General features: G+C 55.7%; 21 protein-coding genes and 1 pseudogene. 13 read left to right on the plus strand and 9 right to left on the minus strand.

Going from position 1 to position 22,467, the window contains the following annotated elements:
• Positions 1-39 precede the first annotated feature (39 nt).
• The 4 genes and pseudogenes from HZU72_RS15735 (at position 40) to HZU72_RS15750 (ending at position 6,038) form a co-directional block, all read left to right on the plus strand.
• Complete coding sequence (locus tag HZU72_RS15735; RefSeq protein ID WP_180093768.1) at positions 40-2,142, plus strand: TonB-dependent siderophore receptor; 2,103 nt, start codon at positions 40-42, stop codon at positions 2,140-2,142.
• Positions 2,143-2,324: 182 nt separating this feature from the next.
• On the plus strand, positions 2,325-3,224 hold the full coding sequence (locus HZU72_RS15740; RefSeq protein WP_180093770.1) for an ABC transporter substrate-binding protein: 900 nt from the start codon (positions 2,325-2,327) through the stop codon (positions 3,222-3,224).
• Positions 3,225-3,339: 115 nt separating this feature from the next.
• Positions 3,340-4,188: pseudogene (locus tag HZU72_RS15745) on the plus strand (YifB family Mg chelatase-like AAA ATPase); the annotation flags it as partial.
• Positions 4,189-4,268: 80 nt separating this feature from the next.
• Positions 4,269-6,038: a hypothetical protein gene (locus tag HZU72_RS15750; protein ID WP_141440365.1), complete on the plus strand. Its 1,770-nt coding sequence runs from the start codon at positions 4,269-4,271 to the stop codon at positions 6,036-6,038.
• A 110-nt stretch (positions 6,039-6,148) separates the two neighbouring features.
• On the opposite strand, the gene HZU72_RS15755 is transcribed toward HZU72_RS15750, so the two are convergent.
• Together HZU72_RS15755 and cadR are read right to left on the minus strand one after the other, a co-directional pair.
• The gene (locus HZU72_RS15755; protein WP_141440364.1) at positions 6,149-7,069 is read right to left on the minus strand and encodes a bile acid:sodium symporter family protein; all 921 of its coding nucleotides are present in this window, start codon (positions 7,067-7,069) and stop codon (positions 6,149-6,151) included.
• Positions 7,070-7,322: 253 nt separating this feature from the next.
• The gene (cadR, locus tag HZU72_RS15760; RefSeq protein ID WP_004364961.1) at positions 7,323-7,730 is read right to left on the minus strand and encodes a Cd(II)/Pb(II)-responsive transcriptional regulator; all 408 of its coding nucleotides are present in this window, start codon (positions 7,728-7,730) and stop codon (positions 7,323-7,325) included.
• 95 nt (positions 7,731-7,825) lie between these two features.
• On the opposite strand from cadR, the gene HZU72_RS15765 reads away from it, so the two are divergent.
• The 4 genes from HZU72_RS15765 to HZU72_RS15780 all read left to right on the plus strand — a co-directional run bounded on the left by HZU72_RS15765 (position 7,826) and on the right by HZU72_RS15780 (position 11,069).
• Positions 7,826-8,722, plus strand: a complete 897-nt coding sequence (locus HZU72_RS15765; RefSeq protein ID WP_004574643.1) for a cation efflux transmembrane domain-containing protein — start codon at positions 7,826-7,828, stop codon at positions 8,720-8,722.
• Positions 8,723-8,725: 3 nt separating this feature from the next.
• On the plus strand, positions 8,726-9,223 hold the full coding sequence (lspA, locus tag HZU72_RS15770; protein ID WP_008958331.1) for a signal peptidase II: 498 nt from the start codon (positions 8,726-8,728) through the stop codon (positions 9,221-9,223).
• Positions 9,224-9,227: 4 nt separating this feature from the next.
• Entirely contained in the window at positions 9,228-10,760 is a 1,533-nt protein-coding gene (gene lnt / locus HZU72_RS15775; RefSeq protein WP_008958330.1) for an apolipoprotein N-acyltransferase, read from the plus strand.
• 87 nt (positions 10,761-10,847) lie between these two features.
• On the plus strand, positions 10,848-11,069 hold the full coding sequence (locus HZU72_RS15780; RefSeq protein WP_235976140.1) for a hypothetical protein: 222 nt from the start codon (positions 10,848-10,850) through the stop codon (positions 11,067-11,069).
• Positions 11,070-11,537: 468 nt separating this feature from the next.
• On the opposite strand, the gene HZU72_RS15785 is transcribed toward HZU72_RS15780, so the two are convergent.
• Together HZU72_RS15785 and merR are read right to left on the minus strand one after the other, a co-directional pair.
• Positions 11,538-12,839 carry an ISL3 family transposase gene (locus tag HZU72_RS15785; RefSeq protein ID WP_033988338.1) on the minus strand — a complete coding sequence of 434 codons (1,302 nt, stop codon included), beginning with the start codon at positions 12,837-12,839 and terminating at the stop codon, positions 11,538-11,540.
• Between the two features lie 78 nt (positions 12,840-12,917).
• Entirely contained in the window at positions 12,918-13,364 is a 447-nt protein-coding gene (gene merR, locus HZU72_RS15790) for a mercury resistance transcriptional regulator MerR (RefSeq protein ID WP_006911920.1), read from the minus strand.
• 73 nt (positions 13,365-13,437) lie between these two features.
• On the opposite strand from merR, the gene merT reads away from it, so the two are divergent.
• From merT to merA, 5 genes are all read left to right on the plus strand, one after another.
• A complete protein-coding gene (gene merT, locus HZU72_RS15795) occupies positions 13,438-13,788 on the plus strand; it encodes a mercuric ion transporter MerT (protein ID WP_027965778.1) in 351 nt (116 codons plus the stop codon).
• Positions 13,789-13,801: 13 nt separating this feature from the next.
• Positions 13,802-14,098, plus strand: coding sequence for a mercury resistance system periplasmic binding protein MerP (gene merP / locus HZU72_RS15800; RefSeq protein WP_022519794.1), 297 nt, complete (start codon positions 13,802-13,804; stop codon positions 14,096-14,098).
• 2 nt (positions 14,099-14,100) lie between these two features.
• Entirely contained in the window at positions 14,101-14,358 is a 258-nt protein-coding gene (gene merF / locus HZU72_RS15805; RefSeq protein WP_033988342.1) for a mercury resistance system transport protein MerF, read from the plus strand.
• Positions 14,359-14,431: 73 nt separating this feature from the next.
• Positions 14,432-14,671, plus strand: coding sequence for a mercury resistance system transport protein MerF (gene merF, locus HZU72_RS15810; protein ID WP_027965777.1), 240 nt, complete (start codon positions 14,432-14,434; stop codon positions 14,669-14,671).
• A complete protein-coding gene (gene merA, locus HZU72_RS15815) occupies positions 14,664-16,313 on the plus strand; it encodes a mercury(II) reductase (RefSeq protein WP_082051506.1) in 1,650 nt (549 codons plus the stop codon). Before merF (HZU72_RS15810) ends, merA begins: the two co-directional genes overlap by 8 nt.
• A 156-nt stretch (positions 16,314-16,469) precedes the next feature.
• On the opposite strand, the gene HZU72_RS15820 is transcribed toward merA, so the two are convergent.
• The 5 genes from HZU72_RS15820 to HZU72_RS15840 form a co-directional block, all read right to left on the minus strand.
• Positions 16,470-17,246, minus strand: coding sequence for a hypothetical protein (locus tag HZU72_RS15820; protein ID WP_235976141.1), 777 nt, complete (start codon positions 17,244-17,246; stop codon positions 16,470-16,472).
• A 518-nt stretch (positions 17,247-17,764) separates the two neighbouring features.
• A complete protein-coding gene (locus HZU72_RS24230) occupies positions 17,765-18,853 on the minus strand; it encodes a TniQ family protein (RefSeq protein ID WP_180093772.1) in 1,089 nt (362 codons plus the stop codon).
• Entirely contained in the window at positions 18,853-19,737 is an 885-nt protein-coding gene (locus HZU72_RS15830; protein ID WP_141440362.1) for a TniB family NTP-binding protein, read from the minus strand. The genes HZU72_RS24230 and HZU72_RS15830 overlap by 1 nt, the downstream gene beginning before the upstream one ends.
• Positions 19,734-21,662, minus strand: coding sequence for a TnsB C-terminal domain-containing protein (locus tag HZU72_RS15835; protein WP_180093774.1), 1,929 nt, complete (start codon positions 21,660-21,662; stop codon positions 19,734-19,736). Before HZU72_RS15835 ends, HZU72_RS15830 begins: the two co-directional genes overlap by 4 nt.
• Positions 21,655-22,335 carry a TnsA endonuclease N-terminal domain-containing protein gene (locus HZU72_RS15840; RefSeq protein ID WP_141440360.1) on the minus strand — a complete coding sequence of 227 codons (681 nt, stop codon included), beginning with the start codon at positions 22,333-22,335 and terminating at the stop codon, positions 21,655-21,657. Before HZU72_RS15840 ends, HZU72_RS15835 begins: the two co-directional genes overlap by 8 nt.
• Positions 22,336-22,467: the final 132 nt, after the last annotated feature.

Genomic DNA, 22,467 nt, shown 5'->3' on the forward strand with positions numbered 1-22,467 from the left:
TAACACATTGGTTAATTGATGCTTATTGCAGGTGCCTCCATGCTCATCCCCCATCACCGTTTTCTACGCTCTCCGCTTAGCGCCGCCATGCTCTCGGCACTGGCCGTTTCCCCGGTATACGCTCAAGAAAGCACCGAGTTAGCCACCGTCACAGTCACTGCCCAGCAGGCTGCCACCAAAGTGGAAACGCCGACGATCGAAATACCCCAGAGCGTTTCCACGATCACCCGCGAACAGATGGATAACCGCGGAGTAAGTACCGTGCAGCGCGCCACCGACTACACGCCCGGTGTTTACAGCAATCAGGTAGGCGCCTCCAATCGCTTCGACTACCTGGTACTGCGCGGTTTTTCTGACGGCAGCTTGAGCAATACCTTCCTGGATGGCCTGAAAGTCATGGGCGATGCCAACTCCCATAGCAGTATGCGCATCGATCCGTGGTTTTTGGACAGCATAGAAGTCGTCCGCGGGCCCGCCTCGGTGCTCTATGGGCGCGCCTCACCTGGCGGGGTGGTCGCCCTGAACAGCAAGCGACCAGAATTTGAACAGGGCGGTGAGCTGCGTTTTCGAGTGGGTAATAAAAACCAGCGCAGCGCCGCTTTTGACCTCACCGGCCCTATTGGCGAAGAGCAGCGGATGGCCTTTCGCCTAACCGGGATTGCCAGCGCCGCGGATACCCAGTTTGGCCCGGCAGAAGAGGAGCGCTACGCCATTGCGCCCCGGCTCACCTGGGATATCACCGATGACACCAGCCTCACCGTAGAAGCCTACCTACAGGATGAACCCGAAGGTGGCTACCACTCCGGCGTACCCTATGAGGGGGCCGTGGTCGCCCATAATGGCCGCAAGATCAGCAACAACTTCTTTGATGGTGAAGAGGATTACGACACCTACGAGCGCACCCAGCGCATGTTCGGATACGCCCTGGAACACCGCTTTAACGATCAGGTGACCGGCCGTCAACTGATGCGCTATCTCAATTCCGACGTAGTGCTCAATCAAGTCTATGGCTATGGTTGGACATCCCCTACGTCTGACGAGCTCACCCGCTACTACTCCGGCAGCAATGAATCTCTGGAAGCCTGGACACTCGACAACCAGTTAGAAGCCACCCTCAGCAGCGGCTTTATGGATCACACACTGCTTGTCGGGGTTGATTACCAGCAGCGGAAAAACGACGTATCGTGGCCCACTGGGTATTTCCCGCCGCTCAATGCGTTTGACCCGGTTTATGGCAGCGACCCCATCGAGTTTTACGCCCCGGTGCGCGAACGCCATGAGATCGACCAGACCGGGGTTTACCTGCAAGACCAGATAGCCCTCGATAACTGGCGCTTCACCTTGGGTGGCCGCTACGACTGGGTCAATATCGACAATGCCAACCGCGATAGCGGTGATACAAGCTCCCTCAGCGACACCCAGTTCAGTGGCCGCGCCGGGGTAGTCTACCTGTTCGATAACGGCGTAGCGCCCTACCTGAGCTACTCCACCGCGTTCACCCCCACCAGCTTCGTGGATGAGCGTGGTGACCTGCTGAAGCCCATGGAGGGCGAACAGTGGGAAACCGGCGTTAAATACCAGCCTAACGGTAGCCAAAGCCAGTACAGCGCGGCGCTGTTCCATATCGGCCAGGAGAACGTCGCCACCAAAGAGCAGCCCACCGACCCATACCGCGCCGTGGGGGAGATCGAATCCCAAGGGCTGGAGCTGGAAGCGCAAACCCAGCTAACGGATACCCTCTCGGTTCAGGCAGGCTATAGCTTCACCGACATCACCTACGCCAAAAGCGATGATGGTAACCAGGGCAACAACGCGATTTACTCCCCACGGCATCAAGTGCAGCTCTGGGGCCACTACGAGGCCAACAAGGGCTGGCTAAACGGCGTAGATATGGGTGTCGGCGTGCGTCACTACGCGGATATCGCCGCTGACCGGGCCAACACCGCAACCGTGCCCGATTACACCCTGGTGGATGCCACCATTGGCTACGACCTCAGCCAACTCGGCGTAGATGGTGTCGAAACACGTTTAAACGTGAACAATTTATTGGATAAAGAGTACGTGGCCTCCTGCAACTCCCTGGAGTACTGCTACTTCGGTGCCGAGCGCGGCGTGACCGCTAGTGTTCACTACCGTTTCTAAACACTAGTGCTGAGTGACGTTCCAAGCCCGTATCTAAGCTCTTATCTAAGCATTGTTAATTTATTGTAACCCCATTTGTCCAGGCCACTGTACCTGGGCATTTTTCCTTGCATACAAGTTTGCAAACAATAAATATTATCGTTTAAATACAGCCCTTATTTTCTGGATGGCCTCTCACCACCATGCGCCACACCAACCTGTTCTCTTTGCTCGCGCGCTGCGGGCTGTTCGCCGTTTGTATGCTGAGCGTTTCTACTGCCCAGGCGCAGTGGGCCACGGTGGACTGGACCATTGCTGAAACGCTGTTGGCGATTGATGCGCCGGTGAGCAGTGTCGCCCAGCAGAGTGACTACCAGGAGTGGGTAGGCGAGCCACATATTCCCGATAGTGCCACCGATATGGGCCTACGCACCCAGCCCAATATGGAACTGCTGGCCCAGGTGCCGCCAGAACAGACGCTTATTTCACCTATGTTCGCCGGTTTAACGCCGCGTCTGGAGCGAATAGCGCCCGTCACATCGTTCTCGCTCTACTCCCCCGGCACCGATACCTGGCAGGAGATGCAAACCCTGACCCGTGAGCTGGGTGAGTTAACCGAGCACCAGCCCCAGGCCGAGCAGCTTATTGAAGACACCCAAGCCTTGATGACCACACTGCGCGAATCCCGGCCACTCTCTCAGTCAGAAATCGCGCCGCTGCTAATGGTGCAATTCATGGATGCCCGCCACGTGCGGGTGTTTGGGGAAAACAGCTTATACAACGCCGTGCTGGAACAGCTCGACCTCCCCAATGCCTGGGATCAAACCACCAATGCCTGGGGATTTGCGCTGGTAGGGATTGAAGCGCTGGCGCGCTACCCAGAAGCAACGCTGGTGATCATCGACCCGCTGCCCGCCGGAGCCGAGGAGAAGCTTGCAAAAAGCGGCCTATGGCAGCAACTCCCCAGCGTCAGGCACGACAGGATAGTTCGCCTGCCGCCGGTATGGAGCTTCGGCGCACTCCCCTCCGCTCAGCGCTTTGCCCGAAAGCTGACTACGGCGCTAGAGGCAGTGCCAGCGGTTAGCCATCAGGGCAATGAGTAGAAGAACGTGAAGCTACCAAAGCGTTCTTAATTACGATAGGTTAAGCACTTAAGATAAAGTAGAGTTCGCTTACATTAGGGTTAGGGCTTTTAGCAAACGACAGCGAGGGAATGCAATGACGCTAGCCATTGTAGCCACGCGGGCAGGAGTAGGTTTAGATGCACCGGCGGTGCATGTTGAGGTGCATCTGGCCAACGGCTTGCCGGGCCTAACGCTAGTGGGCTTGCCGGAAACGGCGGTAAAAGAGAGCCGCGAACGGGTGCGCAGTGCACTGGTTAATGCAGGCTTTGATTTTCCCAATACCCGCCGTATTACCTTAAACCTCGCCCCCGCCGATCTGCCTAAGGAGGGTGGCCGTTTTGATCTGCCCATTGCCCTGGGCATTCTTGCCGCCTCCGGGCAAATTCCCGTGGAAGCGCTAGAGGGCATGGAGTGCGCTGGCGAGCTGGCCCTGGACGGTAAGCTGCGCGCGGTGCCGGGAATACTGCCCTTTGCCCTGGCCACCCGGCGGGCAAAAAAAGCACTGATCATTCCCCGCGACTGCGCCGATGAGGCCGCCCTGGCAGGCGATTTGCCGGTGCTGCCTGCCGATACTCTCTGGCAGGTAGTGGCGCACTTACTCGCTCAAGAGAAGATACCCCCGCACAAACTCAGCGCTTCGGTGAAAACCACCGCCCCAGTGGAAGACCTCGCCGATGTGCGCGGCCAGCAGCAGGCCCGCCGTGCGCTGGAAGTCGCGGCGGCCGGAGGCCATAACCTGTTATTTGCAGGTCCGCCGGGCACCGGCAAAACCATGCTGGCCAGCCGCCTGCCGGGCATTCTGCCGCCGCTTTCTGAGGAGGATGCCTTGGAAGTCGCCGCCGTGCGCTCGGTTTGCGGGTTACCGCTGGAAGCGGACTGGGGAAAAAGGCCATTTCGACAACCCCATCACAGTGCCAGCGGCGCCGCCCTGGTAGGTGGCGGCTGTCATTTTCAACAATTGTTGCGACTAAACAATAATTGCTGCGACAATCTCTATGTCGAGTTTACATAGAGCGCGCCCTAGTGACCGTTTCTCTCAAACAATCCAGAACCTTTAGCTTCCGGGATGGCACCCTAAAAGACGAGGCAGAGCGCTTGGTCGTTTGGTGGTACGGGCCTATATTTAAAAACAATCGCTTACGAAGCGTCCCTAAAATCCATATCTTCTTAAGAACTATCGACCATGAAAATAACTTAGGAGGCGTGATGAGACGTGAGACTGTCTTAACGCATCTTGGGCTATTGAGAATAGGGTCAGTATGGGAAAAGGGCGTGAGTAGCTCTCGTATTGCCTACGAGGAAAGAAAATTCTCCGTTTCTTTTTCTCCAGGCGGCTGGCGAATTGTCACCTTAGATGATTTACGACAATCAGGACGAAGCCTCTATACCACTTTTCATGACTCGAACTACTTACCCCAGAAAAATCAGCACAAAACATACCTGATTGAATTTGACCTTCCAGATGGCAAACACTTGCTCATCCCTTGCACAGAATTTTTTATTCGCGTTTACGGTCGATCCTCTGAAATCAAGCGAGTGCTCGCCACTTACTCTTGGGAAGAAGTCAAAAAACGTCTTTATCGACCGCTTGATGCGCCTGTATCCCCAGGTACGTGGCCTGTCAAATTTACGTATCATGTTCATAGACACGATGCCATTTTGCTCGCGCATATGTTGTACGATCCGTATGCCAAGCGCGCTGCAAAATATATATATTCACAATTTGAAACCAGCTCCACGCCAGATGAAATGCTTTTAAAAGCCACCCCATGGTTTCAAGGCAGCGGGGAAATCTCTGTTTCTGGCGTTCCAATTGATGGTGGCAACACATTTCTAGGATTGCAGATATTAGGCTGTACGCAGCCCGACGGTGCCACGATCCACCGCGAAAGAGAGAAGTCAACGACAGTACCAGCCACCGATGGCGATGATGCTCCCACTCAATTTCCCTATCATCAGCTTCAAGACATCCCCGATGTCATTGACCTGACGGATGATGAAGAGCCCGACCATGGCTCTTCTTGGCTAGACCTTCCTGAGGACGAATTCGTTATTTTAGGTAAGCCTCGCGCCGTCTTGGATAAACGATATACTCGAAAAAATGTGCCCGATACACGAGGCGTCCCCGTTCCGGGTGACGAAACCATTTTCTCCACTGGGGAGCCACATGGATCAGGAAAAGGGGTCGGACAGGCCTCTATTCATGCTCCTATTACACTGGAATCACAGGGCTTTCTACGTGATATGTGGAATGCGCTTCTCTATTTACAATCGGCCTATCCCGCAACGATTCGTGGCGTTAGCTGGTTTACCTTTGAAGACGGCTTTAGCACTTCCCCCGACCCTCGGTTGATCAGCCTCGAACCTTTCGAAATAGACGAGGAGGTGAAAACGACAGTCGCCAATTGGGTTTACGTTGATACTCAGACCAAGGTACCTCGCGGGGTGCTCGTCATTCGGGTGCATGTGTTAGATCAAACGCTCTATCTCATGGAGATCCAACGACGCCCTCCAAAACCCAGAGCTGGTGGTAGCGAGGAGGCATCCAAGCCTCCTTCCTATAAAGGTTTAGTCTTCACGCTGAGCCACCAAGGCAGCTTCGAGCAGTGGTTACGCCAAGTGCTGTCTAACGTGCGGCACGTAGAAGGTGTTGTCCAAAAACTAGTTCGTCACTGCCCAGGATTCGCCGATACGTTTAAGCACCCTAAATCCAAAAAGGAACAGATACCCTGCGAAGCCTCTGTGTTAAATGCTTTTAGCAAGGTCAGTATTGGTCGCAGTGACTTAGCGTAGCTACTATTTGCAACCTTATAAGTAGGCGGTATCTGTTTTGTCGGTAAGAGCAACCTGTACACACCGTGTGCAGGTTGCTCTTCTGACGGAGAACCGATACGGCCATCCCTTCAGTGGCGGGCGAGAATCTTCGCTGCGATGGGCGAAGTGATCATTTGAATCACGGCAAAAAAAGCGGCTGGAATCGCGATTTCTGATGGCAAACCGGAAGCAGCGACAAACGCTGCGGCGATGCTGAATTCCTTTTTACTGACCGTGAAAAGATAGGTAATCACCTCTTTGCGATCAGAAGTGAGTAACCGTGAGGACATACCTACCAGGTACCCAATCAAATTGAGGCACAGGGCCGCCCCCGCAATCACAAACGCATACCCACCATAGCCAATGATCGTGGCGGCATTCGGCCCGACCACAGCGAGTAGGATCAGCAGATACAAAATTGACCCTATCCCTGCATACGCTGAATCATGCCGTGCAAAGAAAGTCGAGAACTTTGTCCGCAAGCTGACCCCAATCACGGTAGGAACAAGCACGATCAGTGTTAATTCAAGAATAATTGAGCCCAGCGGTACGTCTAACTGGAGGCCAGTGAGCCATAAAAACAGGAAGGGAACAATAAACGGACATAACGCAGTGTTGACTGCGTTGAAAACAGCGGCAAGCGCCACATTGCCTTTCGCCATCAGTACCAAAAGAGGAGAGGACACATCCGTCGGCAGAGTGCCGAGCAAGGTTTGGCCAGCAGCCAGCGGGCCGCTTCCAAAAAATAGACGGCCCGTTAGCCACCCGGCAATCGACATCGGCCCATAGACCAGCCCCAATGCCAACAACTGCCGTGACGGCTTACGGAACACGATGCGCACTGCATGCGCATCGAATGTGAGGCTGATGATCAACATCAGTAATGCCAGTAATGGCCCAATCGCGAACTCAAGTATTATTCCGGTGGCCGGAAAGAGTAAGCCTACCCCCGCGACGAACATCACAAACCAGACAAGGTGCGCCTCGACAAAATAAATGAATCTACTCATGGTGGATTGGACGTTACCGGTTGAAGTGGATTGAGCTCCGTACCTAAAACATGATCACTTCGGCCCAGCACGCCATGACTTGCTTGGGAGCAAGGGACGCTCTTCCCAATCCAGGGGTGCAAATAGACAATGCTCAAGGGTTGAAGCTTTAGTTGCTAGAGGTTTTGGGTATACGGATTTAATGGTTGATCTTACCTTTGCATGAGAGTGAGACAGACCGGCATCTCATCGGATTATCTGGTTGATGCTTCACCTACTGCTGGTGCATGTTTCCTTCGCTAATTCCAGCAAGAACCCCACACGCCTCAACTTCCCGGTCATCGTTGCAACTCGCTCTCAGTGAAACGAGTTGTTTCTCAAGCGCTTGCAGAGCGGTTATCTGCGACCGCACATGAGAGATGTGATCATCGAGCAAGGCGTTGACGGCGGTACAAGGCTGATGAGGGTCGTCCTGATAGCTCTGTAGTTCGTGAATCTCAGCCAGTGACAGGCCCAGGATTCTGCAGCGACGGATGAAGGCCAGCCCCTCACCATGCTTCTCGGTATAGACACGGTAACCGTTGTCCTGCCGATCAGGCGGCGGCAACAAGCCCTGCTGTTCATAGAAGCGGATCGTCTGTGTTTCGACCCCTACCAACTGCGCCAACTGACCAATGCGCATCAGCCTCCTCCCCAACGGATTCTTTACTCTATTGACCTTATAGTAGCTTTATAGTTTTAAATGGTACCACAACATTGTTCAAGTGGAGTCGTATCATGAGCAAATCCTGTGGTGGCGCCTGTGGCGGTGATGCAACGTCCGCAGCGGATACCGATATACAGGCCTCCTCCGAGGCGCCAGGGAGATGGGTCAGTGTTTATGCCGTGCCGAAGATGGACTGTCCATCAGAAGAACGAATGATTCGCCTAGCCCTGAACGGCTTTGAGGAGATTCGGGCGCTGTCCTTCGACTTGTCGAACCGCCGGCTGAAGGTCGTGCATGACGGCGAGGTCGAGCCCGTCACCTCGAAACTGAAGACCTTGGGGCTAGGCGCCTCGCTTCAGGAAACCGTCGCTGCAAATCCGGAGACCATCAAGGCCGCCGAGTTTTCGGCAGCTTCTGCTAAGCAAGAATCCGGGACCCTGCGCTGGTTGCTCGGCATCAATGCACTTCTGTTCGTGGTGGAAATGACTGCCGGTCTGATCGCCCAGTCCACCGGCCTGATTGGAGAATCCCTGGACAATTTTGCCGATGCGGCGGTGTACGGGCTTGCCCTTTATGCGGTTGGACATAGCGTGAAAATGCAGGTACGTGCCGCGCATCTTGCTGGTGTACTGCAACTGATCTTGGCTGTGGGCGTGCTCGTAGAGGTGGTGAGACGCTTTGTATTCGGTAGTGAGCCTGAATCGCTGGTGATGATGGCTATCGCATTCGTCGCATTGATTGCCAATACCAGTTGTCTGCTGCTCATATCCAAACATCGGGAAGGCGGGGCGCACATGAAGGCAAGCTGGATATTCTCGGCCAACGACGTGGTGATCAACCTGGGGGTCATCACCGCCGGCGCCTTGGTCGCGTGGACCGGTTCCAATTATCCGGATCTGATTATCGGCACCATCGCGGGGGGCATTGTACTTAACGGTGCCAGACGCATTTTGGCGTTGAAGGGTTAAATAATGCTCATTATTGGCAAAAAGCTCTCGCCGTATGCCCTATTGTCCATATCGGGCCTGCTGGCAGCGTCTGATCAGGCTGTAAAGTGGCTGGTGCAGCAATCAATGGCCTATGGCGAGTATGTTTCGGTGACCCCGTTCTTTAACTGGGTGCACCTATGGAACACCGGTGCCGCATTCAGTCTTTTTGCGAATGGTGGAGGCTGGCAGCGCTACTTTTTTATCGGAATCGCGGTAGTGGTCTCGATTTTTCTGATCAAGCTGATCCTTGAAAATCGTCATAAAGGAGAAGCCATCGCTTACAGTCTTATCCTCGGTGGCGCCATGGGCAACCTGATTGACCGGGTCTTTCGCGGCTATGTTGTGGATTCCTTTGATTTCTATTGGCGAGACTGGCATTGGCCGGCCTTCAACCTGGCTGATATCGCGTTATTGGCAGGTGTCGTGGTATACGCAGTGGCGCTATGGCGTGAGCGGCCTACATTTAAGCGCACTGAGTAACGCTATGGATGTGGTCGATAAAGATAAAGAATATACGTTTTTTGCTGGGCGACGCTCACCAATAGTCGATTGCGTTGTAGCGCTCGCCGCTGGGGTACTGACTACCTTGAGTGCCGCCCCTTTTTCCCTATGGTGGCTTGGCCCAGTGAGCGTGGCACTGGTCTATTGGAGAATAGCGTCGCTAACGCCCGCCATGGCCACCCTGCGAGGGTGGTGTTATGGGGTAGGCCTGTTCGGTTCAGGCACGTCGTGGGTCTTCGTTGCTATTCACGATTTCGGTGGCACCGGGGCCTTGGTGGCGATGTTCCTCACCACGCTATTTGTTAGCGTCCTGGCGCTCTTCTTTGCAGTCCCCTTTGGGCTCTATCGACGCATCACGGGGCCACGGTTCGCCTTTCTTAGCTTTGCCGGTATGTGGGTGGTGAGCGAATGGCTACGCACCTGGTTGCTCACCGGCTTTCCCTGGTTATTGCTGGGCACCTCTCAGATAGATTCTCCACTAGCCCCATGGGCGCCCGTTGGTGGTGTGTACTTGCTGTCACTCATGACCGCGCTGACAGGTACGTTAGGGGTAGAGGTACTGCGTCGCCGCTGGATTTTCCTCGTCCCAATGGCCGCCCTGTGGATCGTTCCATTCCTATTGCCCGCCCAATGGACAACCCCGGCTGGCAAGCCCATCCAGGTGGCATTGTTGCAAGGGAATCTTGATCAGCGCATTAAGTGGACTGCCCAAGGGCAGCGCGAAGCGATCAGTATCTACACGACGATGACACGGGTGCAAGCAAGGGATATCGACCTCATCGTTTGGCCTGAGGCAGCCCTTCCCATGCTTGAGCAGGAAGCACAGCAAATACTGGAACAAGTAGCGTCCGACCTGGGGCCTGACACCGCCTTGTTGACCGGCATTTTGCAACGCGACAGTGAAGGGCGCTCTTATAACAGCGTCATAGGGCTAAATGATGTGCAAGGCGAATACCAAAAAGCGCACTTAGTGCCCTTTGGCGAGTATTTGCCATTCCAAAGCCTCCTCGCTGACACCCTTGCTTTTTTCGACTTGCCAACACCCCGGCTGACCCCTGGTTCAGACGTACAGGCTCCGTTACACGTGGCTGGAACCACCATTGGCAATGCTATCTGTTACGAGATCATTTTCGCCGACCATGTCGCCCAACAGGCGCGTAATGCCGAGCTGCTATTAACGGTTTCCAACGACACGTGGTTTGGGCGTTCCATTGGCCCACACCAACATCTTCAAATGGCGCGTCTACGTGCCCTTGAAAATGGTCGTCACCTACTTCGAGCTACCAGTAATGGCGTGACGGCCATCATCGATTCACAAGGTCACGTCACAGCCCGTGCCCCACAGTTTGAACAGGCCAGTTTAACTGGCGAGGTGACCCCGATGCAGGGCCTAACTCCTTTCACACGCACCGGTAGTGGCCCCGCTTGGATACTCGCTGCCTTACTGACGCTGCTCGGGTTAAAACTGAACTTATCTCGATCAAAAAACGACGCATTAGATGAAAAAGGAACCTAGCGATGCTCCTGGCAAATCAAGATAGGTTGGGAAGGCGGTCAGCCGCTGATTCAAGCCTTTCCGCCGCTTGGAGAAGAAGAGCACAGTATGACCGCACTCACAGAGACCATGACACGCCTTAACCAATACAATGTCGATAACGTAAACCTCGATTACGAGCAGCTCAGCGATGTCCTGTCACTCTCTAACGGGCTTATAACCCCACTACATCCAAAGCAGGAACAGGAGCCACAGCGCCACAGCCCAGAAGAGAAGGCTATCAAGGGCATTTATGAAGACCTGGTTTTGACGTCATCTCAACGGTCATGACACGCCTTTTGGCACCCCCTTGAGCCCTGGCATATAGGTAGAGAGCCATAGCCCCGTCCAAACGGCGGGGCGACATTCGCCTACAGAGTCGCGGGGCCCTCCAAGTGACTGCACGCTATCAGTGTCTTAGCACTCAATATCCAGAGGCAGCCAGTAGGTAACGCCACCCACTACCACCTGTATCCCGTCTGTCGTCCGCTCTACGGTCTGTTGTCGAAGCATTTTCTGCGTTACTTTTGTGTCATGGAAATACTCCATGGCAGCAACGATCCATGCCTCTCTCCAGGCCTCTCCTTGATCAGCACACCGGGCCATCGTCATCAGAGTGCGGGCTAGTGTTTCTTTTCGCCGCTTTCTTGCCCGTTTTACATCCACCCGAGGAGCCAACGTGGTGGCATGTTGGCGATTTAAGAAATTAGGGGTATCCGGATTAAGTGGTAGATGGAGCCCCCTTGCTCCTTCGAACCCTTAACTCTCCCAGAAGGTTGATAGATCGACGCCGTAGTTTTTCTCAGGCTCGGGAAGACCCATGCTGTAGGTCATGGTGGCCTTGCCCAGGAAGGGGGATTCCTTGATCTGCGGCACCTTCTTCTTGTGCTTGGTGGTGTAGAGCATCCGGGCCCGCATCACCTCGAATGAGTAGCCCCGGCCATCGCGGTTCTTGTCCTTGGCCAGCCGATTGATCGACTCCGTGAAGGCGTTGGTGATTGGGGTGTCGGTTTCGAAGTAGGCCAGCACCTCCTCGCGCCATCCGCTGACGGCGCTGACGAGATCCTTCCACACCTCTTTCTGCCCCTGTGGAATGTCGTCAATCCAGCGGGCCAGCGCCTTTTCGGCATCACGCCGGGTGGTGCTGTCCCAGATGTGGTAGAACCGCTCCTTGTGCTCGTAGGCCGCCAGGAGCTGAGGGAAGGCCCCTGTCCATGTCTCCATGATAAGCCGCTCGCGATCTGAAACGTCGTGGGCACGCTTCAGCAGGATCTTCCTATCGCCCTTGAGGGTCCGCCGCTGGTTTGGCTTCAGATCCTTCCTGAGTCCCTTACGCACCTTCTCCAGGGCTTCGTTGGCCATCCGCACCACATGGAACTTATCGACCACAATGCGAGCCTGCGGCAGTACCGCCTGGACAGCACGGCGGTAGGGTTTCCACATATCCATGCTGACGATCTCGACCTGGTGGCGCTCGGTCATGCTCATGAGGCGCCTCGTCACCGCGTCCTGCTGGCGACCGGGCAGCAGGTCCAGTAGGGTACGCTCCTCCAGGTTGGTCAGGATGCAGCGGTAGCGGCGGTTCAGGTACAGCTCGTCGATCCCCAGGCAGCGGGGTGTCTCGAAACGATGCCAGGCTGCCAGGAACTCAGCCTTCTTCTTGAATATCTCGCGGACAGTCTTCTCGTCGAGGCCCGTGGTATCAGCCACGTAGGCGTAGGGGTGATTGAAGGCTTCCTTCTCGACGTGGTTGTAAAGCCTCCGCGTCATGCGGTGATCGTCTACCATTTCCGGAAGAGCTGGCCGGAACGTCCTTCCACACGCCCGGCAGGTGTAGCGGCGACGGACCACCCAGAGGGTGACCCGCTTTCCGTGGATGGGTAGGTCGCGATAGGCCACATCGCGCTTGCCGAACCTGACAAACTCACTCTCAACGCCGCATTCCTCGCAAGCTAGAGGCTCAGGAGCTTCGACCTGGTAGTGGAGATCATGCTCTTCCATCTTGGTGCCTAGGACGTGGTACTCGGGAAGGTGAAGGATGTTGTCAGGCAAGCTAGTCATGCAAACTTTCCTTGTCGACATGGTCCATAGATGATCGCGACTCTTTGACCGCGTTGTTTTCAACGAACTGAAGGTGAGTTACTCCCTTGGGTCTTCTGCTTCTCTGAGCCCTTCATGCAATGACGCAATTAGCGGGCAAGTGATATTGCCTTGTTGTGCATGGCATCTGTCGACCATTTCGCTCAGCACCTTCTCAATTCTTTCAAGCCTGTCGATCTTCTCGCGAACGTCCCCTAACTTGTGCTCTGCGAGAGCACTGGCTTCTTGACAGTGGGCGCCATCTTCCAGCCGAAGTAGGTCACTGATCTCATCCAGACTAAAGCCCAGCTGCTGCGCCGTTTTCACGAACGTCAACCTGTCGATATCGGCGGCACTATAGCGTCGAATACCTCCGGGAGGGCGTTCGGGCTCCGATAATAGCCCTCGTCGCTGGTAATAGCGGATTGTCTCGACATTGACGCCGGCCGCCTTGGCCAGGCCGCCAATGGTCATGGTGTCCGCCACTTTATCTGCATGTCTCTTCATGATGCTTGACTCCGTACCAAGCTACGGAAGTAACCTTATCGTAGCTCCCCCCATCCCGAAAGGAGAATCGTCAATGCGGACATCTAAAACGGGGCGAGGGCCCCTGGCCGCCGGAGGAGTCGCGGCCCTCCTGGCCTCGGCGTGTTGCCTCGGCCCGCTGGTGCTGATCACGCTGGGCGTTTCCGGCGCCTGGATCAGCAATCTGGCGGCGTTGGAGCCCTATCGCCCGCTCTTTATCGGCGTCGCGCTGGTGGCGATGTTCTTCGCCTGGCGTCGCGTCTTTCGGCCAGTGGAAAAGTGCCAGCCGGGAGAGGTGTGTGCCGTGCCACGGGTCAGGACGGGCTACAAGGCGATCTTCTGGCTCGTATCGCTGCTGGTGCTAATCGCCCTGGTATTCCCCTACATCTTGCCCCTGTTCTATTAAAAGGAGATCTACCATGAAAGCTCGTTTCGCCTTCATCGCGCTACTCGCCCTGCTCAGCACGCCCGCCTTAGCGGCCCTGCAGACCGTGACGCTGTCGGTGCCGGGCATGACCTGTGCCGCCTGCCCGATCACCGTCAAGGCCGCCCTCAACAAGGTGGACGGCGTCTCGCAAGTCGACGTGAGCTACGCGGATCTCGAGGCCGTGGTCACCTTTGACGACGCCCGAACGTCGGTGGAGGCATTGACCGAGGCCACCATCAACGCTGGGTATCCATCAACCCCGACATCCTCGCAAGCGGATCGAGAGTGATCATGAAGAATCCCAAGCCCCTGCTGCGCGTGAGCGTGATCGGCACCGTCCTGGTGGCATTGTGCTGCTTTACGCCGATCCTGGTGATCCTGCTTGGCACGGTGGGCCTGGCGGGGCTGACGGGCTATCTCGACGTTGTGTTATTGCCGGCCCTGGCCTTCTTCATCGGCCTGACCATTTATGCGATTTGGCGTAAGAAGCAGTTCGACGCCTGTTGTGACAACGGCTCTATCAAATCAAGGAATACGCCCCCTGAGTGACATCAAGCAGCTGCACATCGCGGTCATCGGGTGAGTTGTTTACGAGCTTGCCCGCCACGGTGAAGGAATAAGCGTGAAAGATTCGCAGAAATTTTTAAGCGTCGTGCTTGGCACCGGGTTGATGGTGCTGTGTTGCGCCGCGCCAATCGCCCTGGTGCTATTCGGTACGGCGGGCCTGGCCGCGTTGGCAGGCTATCTCGATTACCTGCTGTTTGCCGCCCTGGCCATCGGCTTACCTCTCTACGCGCGATACCACAAGCGGAAGCAGGATGCCGGCTTTACTAATGAAGACTCGGAGAAACGTGATGATTGAACTCAACGTGAGTGGCATGACCTGTGACCGCTGTGCGGATCATGTCAGGGAAGCCCTGGAGAAGCTGCCCGGCGTGCAGTCGGTGGAGGTATCCTATCCTCAGGGGACGGCATCGGTAGCCGTTGATCCGGAGACACCGGCCTCGGCGTTGACGTTTGCCGTGACCCGACTTGGCTACCAAGCTCGACTGGCCAACAGTGGGCCCACTTCCCCGGCAGGCGCATCGGTGTCCAAGGGCCGTGATGAAGACGCCCCGCACATCGCGGTGATCGGCAGCGGCGGCGCCGCCATGGCGGCGGCCCTGAAAGCCGCCGAGCGCGGCGCCCGGATCACCCTGATCGAACGCGGCACCGTCGGCGGTACTTGTGTCAATACAGGCTGTGTGCCTTCGAAGATCATGATTCGCGCGGCCCATATTGCCCACTTGCGTACGGAAAGTCCCTTCGATGCAGGCCTGAGCGCCCAGGCGCCGGTGGTGGATCGGGCCAAGCTGCTCGAGCAGCAGCAGCGACGTGTCGAGGAACTGCGTGACGCCAAGTACGAGGGGATTCTGCGCGACCACCCGGCCATCACGGTCCTGCACGGCGAGGCCCGGTTTATCGATGCCCATAGCCTGATGGTCAAGCTGAACGAGGGCGGCGAGCAGGTCGTCCACTTCGACCGCGCCTTAATCGGTACTGGCGCCCGACCGGCAGTACCGCCGATCCCGGGTCTTGCCGACACCCCCTACCTGACCTCTACCAGTGCGCTGGCCCTGGACACCCTTCCCGAGCGGCTGATTGTGATCGGCGCCTCGGTGGTGGCCCTGGAACTGGCCCAGGCCTTCGCCCGGCTGGGCAGCCGGGTCACGGTGCTGGCCCGCAGCCGCCTGCTCTCCCAGGAAGACCCGGCGGTAGGGGATGCGGTGGAGGCGGCGTTTCGCCGCGAGAGCATCGAGGTCCTCAAGCAGACCCAGGCGAGCCGCGTGGACTACACCGACAATGAATTCATTGTCGACACCAACGCCGGCACCTTGCGGGCGGATCAACTGCTGGTGGCCACCGGACGGACACCCAATACCGAGGCCCTGAACCTGGCGAGCCTCGGCGTGGAAACCGCACGTGGGGCGATTCTGGTCGATGAGCATCTGCACACCACGGTGCCGGGGCTCTATGCCGCCGGTGACTGCACCGATCAGCCGGAGTTCGTCTATGTCGCCGCCGCCGGGGGCAGCCGGGCTGCCGTCAACATGACCGGGGGCGAAGCCACCCTGGACCTGAGCGCCATGCCGGCGGTGATCTTCACCGACCCCCAGGTGGCCACCGTCGGCCTGACGGAAGCCGAGGCCATCGAGCAAGGCTTCAGCGTCGATACCCGCGAGCTGGACCTGGAAAACGTGCCGCGTGCGCTGGTGAATTTCGACACCGGTGGTTTCATCAAGCTGGTGGCCGAACGCGACTCGGGCCGGTTGCTGGGGGTGCAGGCGGTGGCGGGGGAAGCCGGTGAGCTGATCCAGACGGCGGTGATGGCGCTACGCGCACGCATGACCGTACACGACATCGCCAATGAGCTATTTCCCTACCTGACCATGGTGGAAGGGCTCAAGCTCTGTGCCCAGACTTTCACCAAGGATGTGACGCAGTTGTCCTGCTGTGCCGGGTGAACGATATGAGCGCGACCGTGGTGCCACTGGGCGGCGGCACCACGGGTTTTGGGCATGGACACCACAGGGAGCTCTGTCACGATGAACACGACACTACCCGATTGCGGGATGATGGGGGCGATGGGCTGGATAATGCCAGTGATCGGAATTGCCCTACTATTGCTGCTGGTCCTGGGCATCGCCTGTTTGGTGAAGTATCTGCTCTCTAGCAAGTGAGCGTACTGAGCGAGCCATCAACCAGCTAATCCGTTGTGGGTTGAGTTTGTCGGCCACCTTTCTCTCTCGCATACCAACCAGATAATCCGGATACCCGAAATTAGTAAACCCCGTCACCGAGGCTGCTTGTCCAGGCACCGCCTGCAAATAGTTGTCCACATCGCCCTGTTGTGGAAGTCGCTGCCCCTCCCGGTCAGTAGCGAGTAGCAATGCGGCTGCCGCTCTTAGTGCAAGTCGTGCGGAGGTGTGGGACGTTTTGCCCGCCTCTATACGGGTTTCTAATTGCTGCCAATAAGCATGCAGCGCTTTTTCTGATAAAGAAGCGGACGGCATAGACCTGAGACACGCTTTGATACGTCGTTTCTCTGAGTCGATCTTCTTTGCTTGGAGATCCGGCTCTACCCCTTGCTCTTCATGCAGCCATCGCATAGGAAGTCTTACACGCCGCAACCCCTCCGCCCCGAAGTGATGAAGCAGCTCCGAATAGCTCGGTATCCGTGACCATGCCTGGTCGACCTCAAGGAAGAACGAGAAGAAATGATTGATCTTGAGAGCAGCCTTATGCGGCCCTGTGGTACGAATTAGCCATTCACCAAATTCCCCAAAGGCCTCACGTAACGCTTTGGTGGTGATACCGGCTTGGCCAATGATGATCCGCTTACGACATGTACGCGTCCAATAGCAGGGCTCACAGGCATCGCCTCGACCCGCTGGCATGGGATTACCACACGATGGGCAGGCAATTTCCCCTCGCTCATTACAGGCTTTGCACAACACATCCCCGTTGGGTGCCACCACCAATAAGCGATGTCGACGACACGCAGAACAGGTACCGTGATCAGCCGTCGCACAGCGTGGACACAAGCGATGAGCATGCCCCATACGCGTCACTCGGGTAAGACGTTGAGAGGATTCCCCACACTCCTCGCAGGACTCTGGCTCTCTGAAATAGGGAGCGCAGGCGATACAGACAGGGCCGTAGGGAGTGACCTTGCCGATGTTGTAGTCTGAACTGGCTTTTCCACATCGTGCACACGGTTTGTCGACGTCGCACTGACGACAGACGGCGTCTGGGTCATTCTTAGGCAAACGAGCTAACTCACCACATCGTGGGCATATCCGCCGCTTAAACTCACGAGCATAGCAAGTTGAGCAGTAACCATGCCCCTTATGGCGTCGCCACAATTTGGAGACTTCTCGACCACACTCATCGCAGTCTACCGTTTTGTGTTGCTTCAAGAGGTTGGCTCCGCTTTCATTCTGCGCTTTAAACGCGCCCAAGAGGCTCTAACAGCACGTTCCGATGCAGGGCGATGATCCGGTTGAACACGGCGGCGATGTGGCCCATGAGGATGATGAGATAATCGTGATAGCATCGGTAACAGTGCAACGGGAGGTGACTTTCGAGGATCAAATAGCGCGCTCGTTTTCACATTGAACGCGACAAACGTCCTGAACGCCTCCTCAACACCTATGCTCATTAACCGCTCAACCGCCGTCAATAAAGCACTCCGCTCGCTAATAGGCAACAGCTCAAACGCCAATCCAGATATAGGCATTCGGTTATTCACGACGGGAATACCTAACGACAGAAGCGCTCCCGCGAGGGGTGACGTAGGCCGCCGACTGGCGCGCCGCATAACGCCAACCAAGAAGCTCGCCATAGAAAACCAATCCGCGAGTGTGATAGAGGTGTTCCCAAATGCCGCCCTATCCCCTTGTAAAACACGATCAGCCAGCACTTGGAAACTGAACGCTTCAGGTAAAGGTGACGTGCATACTGCCTTTCTAAAATTCTCATGGCACCGGCTGCATTGAGCTAAATGTTGATCTTCCGCTGACAGGCGATGAGGCTCTATAGGAGCCTTGCATACCGGGCACTCATCTATCAGTTGCACCCCATGAAAGCGGCACCCAGTGTGCCAAGCGAATCGCCAGTGTCGGCGCAAGTAGGGGGCTGAGTCCTCTGCCAAACACAATGCACAAATCTGTTGTCCTCCATGGCGAGTTCGATTTCGGCTGCCGAGTGCCAACAACCAGGGCCAAGTCCGCGTTTCCAGTAATGAGTAACCGGCCACTTTCTCGCAATCGTCCCGCATCCCAGCTTTCTGAAACTCAGCGGACGATATCCCCGATGCATTGACTAATGGGCGCATTCTTACGAGGGGAATTTCCCTATCAATATCCCTTGTCCATATACGCCATGTTGGCCAGATAGCCCCGGTGAGTGACAAGGGATCACACCCCTGTCTCAACGCCGCCCGTACCAGCCATGAAGAAAGCGACTCTTCAGGCAACAGAGGCACACTCAGTGCCCAGGGCATTACAGCATCACTTCCCTAATGCCACGGGTAGGTCGCACCCATGATTTACTTTGAATAATTTTCTCATCAATGCGCTCAGCCCCGGACAAAATAGCGGCATTAGCACACTCAATCAGCAGCCGGTGCAGGTCGCCAAAGTTGCCGCCAGAGATCGCGTGAAGCTGGGTCGCCAATTGTGGCTCATGTAACTGGGAGGGGTGTTTGAGCGGCAGGATCTTCTCAAAGCCAGCGAGCAGCTTCTGAAACTCCTGATTGAGCTCCCACTTCGGTAATGCAACCACATCAAAGCGACTCGCATGCTGCGGGTCTGAATGCAGCACACGCACAGCATCCTGCGTACCCACACCAACGATGGGAATCATTAGCTCATTGCATAAAAGCTTAATGGCATTCATCGTTTCGCGCTGCTTGACGGCACCACCGGTTAACAGTGAGTGGAACTCATCAATGATCAACAAGCGGGTATGGCAAGCCCGCAGTTGATGAATCACTTGGTAGCGCAGCTTAGGTACCGGGTCTGAAGGCCGATAGGGAGCCCAAAAGCTCTCTAACACTGCGATATACAGACTTTTCTCATCGGCACTCGGTGGGGCTTGAGTGACGATCACTGGTTTCACCGGTTCTACGTCTTCATTCACGTAGCCCTCACCGTACTGTTTACGAAACCGTTGAACGATGGTTGTCTTTCCGTTGTTGGAGTCACCCACGAGCAAGAGGTTAGGCATACGAGGACGACTAGGCTTCTCCATCAGCCCACGCATAACCTCAATGACACGATTGGCCAATGGATAGCCCAACCAGCGCGGTTGATCCATAAACTCCATTCGCTCTTTAGCGGACAGCCCCAAGACATGACGAAGATCAGGATGAAGGTGTGTGCTCATGCTATGTCCCAGTTCACATCGATATCACCCGATAAGAGACCGTCTCCCTGGGCGGGTGATTCTTTGGGGGCCGCGGTTGAGGGCGCATGTAAAAGGGGATCAGCAGGCGTCACCTTCTTCTCATGCTCTTTACGTCGTTGCGCCTGGCGGCGACTTCGCTTGGTACGTGCTTGCGACTCCTCTACATGGGTTCGCAGCTCACTAATAGCGCGTAGGATTTCAGACTCATTGACCGAACTCCTGCCTTCCTGGCGAAGTCGCGCTTTGGCCTGGGCATACTCCCAAACGCTCATCGAGGGGAGGGCGAGATTGGCAAAGGGAATGCGAAAATAGTGCCCGAGCTCCGGGTCTTTGAACCAAATAACGCTAATGTCGCGAGGGTCGCGCCGGAATACAAAGGTGCGTTTCTTGTCTTGCATGTCTGGATCTTTGGCATTGATCCAAGGTCTTAGCGCTTCATCGTAATAGTTCATACCATCGATGGTCACACCAAAGGTCTGGATCGTGCGCTGAAAGCTGGGCAAAAAATCGAGCAATACAGAAAGTCTATCAGTAGGTCGTGGTGCTAAGCCCACTCCCTGCACATCCGCATTGCCAAACACACCAATTTCCCACTTCTTCATCGGCGACATACCAATCCCAGAATGAAGGCGCTGGTGGTAAACCTTACAGATCAACGTCACCAGCCACTCTTCAAACTCACTTTTCGTCATGGCTGCGTGTTTCTCTGGATCGTACCCCTCTTTCTGTTTAATGGAGGAAAAGGTCGTCCCAGGCAGGTTATGAATTTCTTTGAGAAGAGAGCCCAGCACCCGCTCAATGTGGCCACCATAACGAGGCTGCTTAACAGGCCGAAACTCAAGATTAATCCCATAGGCTAGGCATGAGCGCCTAAACGTCTCTGAGCGAAAATCTGGGCCGTTATCCACATGAATCGTGGCGGGTGTGCCCCATACCGGCCACTCAGCCTCCACATTATGCAGTAGCAACCACTCATCTTTAGGAAGCATGGAGTGTGCCACACACATGCCGACAGATGTTTCAGAGGGCGGGTCAAACGACAAGTAATACCCCGTGACTATGCGAGTAAACACGTCCATGGCCAACGTAATCCATGGGCGACCAATCGGCTTGCGATACACGTCATCGACCAAAATAATATCGGCAGGCGTGTGGTCAATCTGCATGACGGCTAACGGATAGTCCGCATTGGGAAATTTTCCGGCAGCCGGCTGAAACTTATTAATCGCTTTCTCTCTAAAGCCATGACCACGCAACCGATCACGCTCTGGAATGTCACGCAGACGAGCACGAACGGTACCAGGGCTCGGCGGGTCGATGCGCCGCTCATGGCAACGCCGCATGACTTCCTGTACCGCCTTTTGTGCAGACGGACGCTGCAGCGTCAAATACACCTCTTTGATGACTTCCTGAATCACTGCCTCGGCATGCGCGGGAATACGCGACTTTCCCTTCTTCCACCCTGGCTTTTGAGGAATCAATGCGAGCACCGAGCCCGTCGCTTTATACCGCTTTAACCAACGGTAAATCGTAGCCGTATCAACCCCCGTTTGTTTCGCACGCTCCTCCGCTGCATCCCGCCCCACCGTATGGCGATCCACCAAGGGCTTAATGATGGAAAAGCGATGCTCGGCCTCTTGCCAATCGGAATCCCCAATCTCGGATATATCCTGCTCAGGGAGCACAGACCCGCTATTGAGAGGCGCTAGTTCTTTGATGCGCAGCGGACAACTACGCCCGGACTCAACGGCAATACCAATGACCGTCTCAAAATCTAGTACCTGAGAAATTCGGTAAACGGTGCCATCTTTCTGAACCTGCTCGCCCACCGTAATCTGCAAGTGCTGGCGTGTTTGGGCGACGCCGCTACTAGGTTCAGCTGTGTTGTCACGATGATTATTCATAATCGGGTACCCACACCTCTGATAGAGGACTGAAAGATTGAGCCATATCGCAATCTAGCTGTCGGGTCGCCAGCAGATGCCATAAATGCGCAATCCCCTCTGCCCGATAAAGATCGCCCATGAAGTGCCGAGATAGCAGGTAATCCAAGGTCGCCACCCCCATCTCCCTCACCGTGTTGAGCACTGCCTGGCTTTCCACAGAGGGAAACACCATTCGTTTGTAACGCGCCAAGAAAGTGATGTTGTCGAGGGTCTTATCACGAATGCGGCTCTCATCATGAATGCTAAACGACCATCCCTCGTTGCTGGCATGCCGCATCGCCGCCTTCCATTTAGGCGACCATTCACGCCAATGTGCTTGCCACTTTTCCCGTGGTTTGACCTCCACCAGGAGAGGTTTTGGGTAATCCCTGTAATGACGGTTACCGAGACGGTAATAAACCAAATAATCCGGCGTGTAGGTGTAACGCCTACCGGTCACGGGATGATGAAACGGAATCTCGCACGGCTGGGAAATCACACCAAGGACGCTCACATCAAAGTCAGCCTTGATGAGGAAATCACGTTCGAGCGTCGACTCGAACGCAATAGACTCCTCCCCGCGAAAGGCATAGTAGCCAGACACACTTCGTCGGGTAGGGCCGATTTTACGAACGGATGTAGGCAGTGGCATGAGCAGTCGCACCAAATGTTGAATAAAACAAGACCTGTCGCATCAATTGCTATTAATTCTGTCGCACTCAATACTGTACAGACTACCATAATAGCCCGATATTACTCGCTGAGGGTCGCACTAATTGCTGAA

It is taken from the genome of Vreelandella sedimenti, from assembly GCF_013416325.1.
Classification (GTDB): domain Bacteria; phylum Pseudomonadota; class Gammaproteobacteria; order Pseudomonadales; family Halomonadaceae; genus Vreelandella; species Vreelandella sedimenti.

Bases quoted from the DNA above. Each gene is read 5' to 3' on its own strand.
- HZU72_RS15735 (WP_180093768.1), top strand. From the start codon at position 40: ATGCTCATCCCCCATCACCGTTTTCTACGCTCTCCGCTTAGCGCCGCC.
- HZU72_RS15740 (WP_180093770.1), top strand. From the start codon at position 2,325: ATGCGCCACACCAACCTGTTCTCTTTGCTCGCGCGCTGCGGGCTGTTC.
- HZU72_RS15755 (WP_141440364.1), bottom strand. From the start codon at position 7,069: ATGAGTAGATTCATTTATTTTGTCGAGGCGCACCTTGTCTGGTTTGTG.
- cadR (WP_004364961.1), bottom strand. From the start codon at position 7,730: ATGCGCATTGGTCAGTTGGCGCAGTTGGTAGGGGTCGAAACACAGACG.
- HZU72_RS15765 (WP_004574643.1), top strand. From the start codon at position 7,826: ATGAGCAAATCCTGTGGTGGCGCCTGTGGCGGTGATGCAACGTCCGCA.
- lspA (WP_008958331.1), top strand. From the start codon at position 8,726: ATGCTCATTATTGGCAAAAAGCTCTCGCCGTATGCCCTATTGTCCATA.
- lnt (WP_008958330.1), top strand. From the start codon at position 9,228: ATGGATGTGGTCGATAAAGATAAAGAATATACGTTTTTTGCTGGGCGA.
- HZU72_RS15780 (WP_235976140.1), top strand. From the start codon at position 10,848: ATGACCGCACTCACAGAGACCATGACACGCCTTAACCAATACAATGTC.
- HZU72_RS15785 (WP_033988338.1), bottom strand. From the start codon at position 12,839: ATGACTAGCTTGCCTGACAACATCCTTCACCTTCCCGAGTACCACGTC.
- merR (WP_006911920.1), bottom strand. From the start codon at position 13,364: ATGAAGAGACATGCAGATAAAGTGGCGGACACCATGACCATTGGCGGC.
- merT (WP_027965778.1), top strand. From the start codon at position 13,438: ATGCGGACATCTAAAACGGGGCGAGGGCCCCTGGCCGCCGGAGGAGTC.
- merP (WP_022519794.1), top strand. From the start codon at position 13,802: ATGAAAGCTCGTTTCGCCTTCATCGCGCTACTCGCCCTGCTCAGCACG.
- merF (WP_033988342.1), top strand. From the start codon at position 14,101: ATGAAGAATCCCAAGCCCCTGCTGCGCGTGAGCGTGATCGGCACCGTC.
- merA (WP_082051506.1), top strand. From the start codon at position 14,664: ATGATTGAACTCAACGTGAGTGGCATGACCTGTGACCGCTGTGCGGAT.
- HZU72_RS15820 (WP_235976141.1), bottom strand. From the start codon at position 17,246: ATGCCAGCGGGTCGAGGCGATGCCTGTGAGCCCTGCTATTGGACGCGT.
- HZU72_RS24230 (WP_180093772.1), bottom strand. From the start codon at position 18,853: ATGCCCTGGGCACTGAGTGTGCCTCTGTTGCCTGAAGAGTCGCTTTCT.
- HZU72_RS15830 (WP_141440362.1), bottom strand. From the start codon at position 19,737: ATGAGCACACACCTTCATCCTGATCTTCGTCATGTCTTGGGGCTGTCC.
- HZU72_RS15835 (WP_180093774.1), bottom strand. From the start codon at position 21,662: ATGAATAATCATCGTGACAACACAGCTGAACCTAGTAGCGGCGTCGCC.
- HZU72_RS15840 (WP_141440360.1), bottom strand. From the start codon at position 22,335: ATGCCACTGCCTACATCCGTTCGTAAAATCGGCCCTACCCGACGAAGT.